A 2,719-nucleotide genomic window follows, 5' to 3' on the forward strand; every position below is an offset into this window, starting at 1 on the left:
CACCTGGGCGGCAACACGGGCCGGAATGTCGTTGGCGCGCGCTTCAGCGGCGGCACCGATGGCGTCCACGATGGCGCTGCCCACCACCACGGCATCGGCATGGGCGGCCACGGCTGCGGCCTGTTCGGGGGTGCGCACGCCAAAGCCCACGGCGATCGGCAGGTCGGTCGCCGCCTTCAGCCGGCTGACGGCGGCGGCGATGTCGCTGGCCGCAGCACTGTTGGCCCCCGTCACGCCGGCGACCGCGACATAGTAAAGGAAGCCCGACGCGCCGCCGAGCACGGCCGGCAGGCGGGCCGCATCGGTGGTGGGCGTCGCCAGCCGCACGAGGTGCAGGCCGTGGGCGGACAGGGCTGGGGCCAGCTCAGCGGCCTCCTCCGGCGGCAGGTCCACCACGATGCAGCCATCGATGCCGCAGGCTTTGGCTTCGGCGGCAAAACGCTCCGGGCCAAAGGCGAGGATCGGGTTGAAATAGCCCATCAGCACGATGGGCGTGGCATCATCGTGGGCGCGGAAGTCCTTCACCATTGCCAGCACGGCATTCAATGTGGTGCCGGCGCCAAGGCTGCGCAAGTTGCCGCGCTGGATCGCCGGGCCATCGGCCATCGGATCGGTGAACGGCATGCCCAGTTCGATGATGTCCGCCCCGGCCGCCGGCAGTTCGGCCAGGATCTGGGCGGAGGTGGCGAGATCAGGATCGCCAGCCGTGACAAAGGTGACCAGCGCGGCACGGCCTTCGCTGGCGCAGGCGGCAAAGCGGGCCGACAGGCGATCGGGGCCGCTCACATCTTCACTCCCAGCGCCTCGGCCACCGTGAAGATGTCCTTGTCACCGCGGCCGCACAGGTTGGCGATGATGATCTGGTCCTTGCCCATCGTCGGCGCGATGCGGGCCACCGCGGCCAGCGCGTGCGCCGGCTCCAGCGCCGGGATGATGCCCTCGGTCCGGCACAGCAGCTTGAAGCCCTCCAGCGCCTCGGTGTCGGTAGCGCTCTGATACTCCACGCGGCCGATGGCGTGGAGCCAGGCATGTTCCGGGCCGATGCCAGGATAATCAAGGCCGGCGGAAATGCTGTGCGCTTCGGTGATCTGGCCGTCCTCGTCCTGCAGCAGCATGGTCTTGTTGCCGTGCAGCACCCCGGCGCGGCCACCGGCAAGGCTGGCGGCATGCTCGTGGGTGTCGAGCCCCTTGCCCGACGCCTCGATGCCGACGATGCGCACGCCTGCATCATCAAGGAAGGGGTGGAACAGGCCGATGGCGTTGGAGCCGCCGCCGATGGCCGCGACCAGCAGATCGGGCAGGCGCCCTTCCCGCTCCAGGATCTGGGCGCGGGCTTCCTTGCCGATCACCGTCTGGAAATCGCGCACCAACTCCGGATAGGGGTGCGGGCCGGCGGCAGTGCCGATGATGTAGAAGGTGTCGGCGACATTGGTCACCCAGTCGCGCAGCGCTTCGTTCATCGCGTCCTTCAGGGTGCGCGAACCCGATTCCACCGCCTTCACCTCGGCGCCCAGCAGCTTCATGCGGAACACGTTGGGAGCCTGGCGCTCGATGTCGCGGGCGCCCATGTAGATGGTGCACGGCAGGCCGAAGCGCGCTGCCACGGTGGCGGTGGCGACCCCATGCTGGCCGGCGCCGGTCTCGGCGATGATGCGCGTCTTGCCCATGCGGCGGGCGAGCAGGATCTGGCCGATGCAGTTGTTGATCTTGTGGGCGCCGGTGTGGTTGAGCTCGTCGCGCTTCAGATAGATCTTGGCGCCACCCAGCTCGTCGGTCAGCCGCTCGGCGAAATAGAGCGGGCTCGGGCGGCCGACATAATGTTTCAGGAGATCATCAAGCTCGGCATGGAAGGCCGGATCGGCCTTGGCCGCCGTGTAGGCCTGTTCCAGCTCGAGGATCAGCGGCATCAGCGTTTCGGCCACATAACGCCCACCGAACTGGCCGAAATGGCCGTTCGCATCCGGGCCGGCACGCAAGCTGCTTGCGATGTTCATGCCGACCTCACGGCATGCGCGAAGGCCATGATCTTCTCCACCGATTTCACCCCTGCACTCTCCTCGACACCCGATGCCACGTCGACCAGCGCCGGCTGCACGAGGCGGATAGCCTCGGCCACCGTGTCCGGCGTCAACCCGCCGGCCAGCCCGAAGCGGCGCTGGGGCCGGTTGCTGGCCAGGAGCCGCCAATCGAACGCCAGCCCGTTGCCGCCGGGCAACGGCGCGTCGTTAGGCGCTTTGGCATCAAGGAGCAACAGGTCGGCCGGCCCGGCGGCCTTTTGCGCATCTGCGATGTCGGCCCGGGTCTTCACACCGGCGGCCAGCCACACCGGCAGGCCATGGCGGGATTGCAGCTGCGCCACCCGCTCCGGCCCGGCGCCGTGCAGTTGCAGATGCGTGCAGCCGGCCGCGATCACCGCCGTCACCAGCGCATCATCGGGCGCCACCAGCACCGCCACCCGGCCAATGCCGGCCGGCATCCGGCCGATCAGCGCGGCGGCCGCATCGGGCGTCACGGCGCGCGGGCTGGGCGGGAAGAAATTGAATCCGATATGCGCCGCGCCGCTGGCCACCGCCGCATCGAGTGTCTCGGGCGTGGAAATACCGCAGATCTTGAACGGGGTGGCGCTCATCGCAGGCTCGCCGCGATGGCAGCCGCTGCCGCTGCCGGATCAGGCGCCGCGGTGATCGGCCGGCCAATCACCAGCACGCCGGCGCCGGCG

3 protein-coding genes are annotated in these 2,719 nt (G+C 69.4%); all 3 read right to left on the reverse strand.

The genetic code is table 11. From position 1 onward, the window contains the following. A partial coding sequence (gene trpA / locus GJV64_RS13445) for a tryptophan synthase subunit alpha (protein WP_164157871.1) occupies window positions 1-786 on the reverse strand: 786 nt, incomplete at its 3' end. Next, the gene (trpB, locus tag GJV64_RS13450) at window positions 783-1,994 is read right to left on the reverse strand and encodes a tryptophan synthase subunit beta (RefSeq protein ID WP_164157873.1); all 1,212 of its coding nucleotides are present in this window, start codon (window positions 1,992-1,994) and stop codon (window positions 783-785) included. The genes trpB and trpA, both read right to left, overlap by 4 nt. Beyond that, entirely contained in the window at window positions 1,991-2,629 is a 639-nt protein-coding gene (locus tag GJV64_RS13455; protein ID WP_164157875.1) for a phosphoribosylanthranilate isomerase, read from the reverse strand. The genes trpB and GJV64_RS13455 overlap by 4 nt, the downstream gene beginning before the upstream one ends. Window positions 2,630-2,719 lie beyond the last annotated feature (90 nt).

The organism is Sandarakinorhabdus rubra, from assembly GCF_010994245.1.
Classification (GTDB): Bacteria; Pseudomonadota; Alphaproteobacteria; order Sphingomonadales; family Sphingomonadaceae; genus Sandarakinorhabdus; species Sandarakinorhabdus rubra.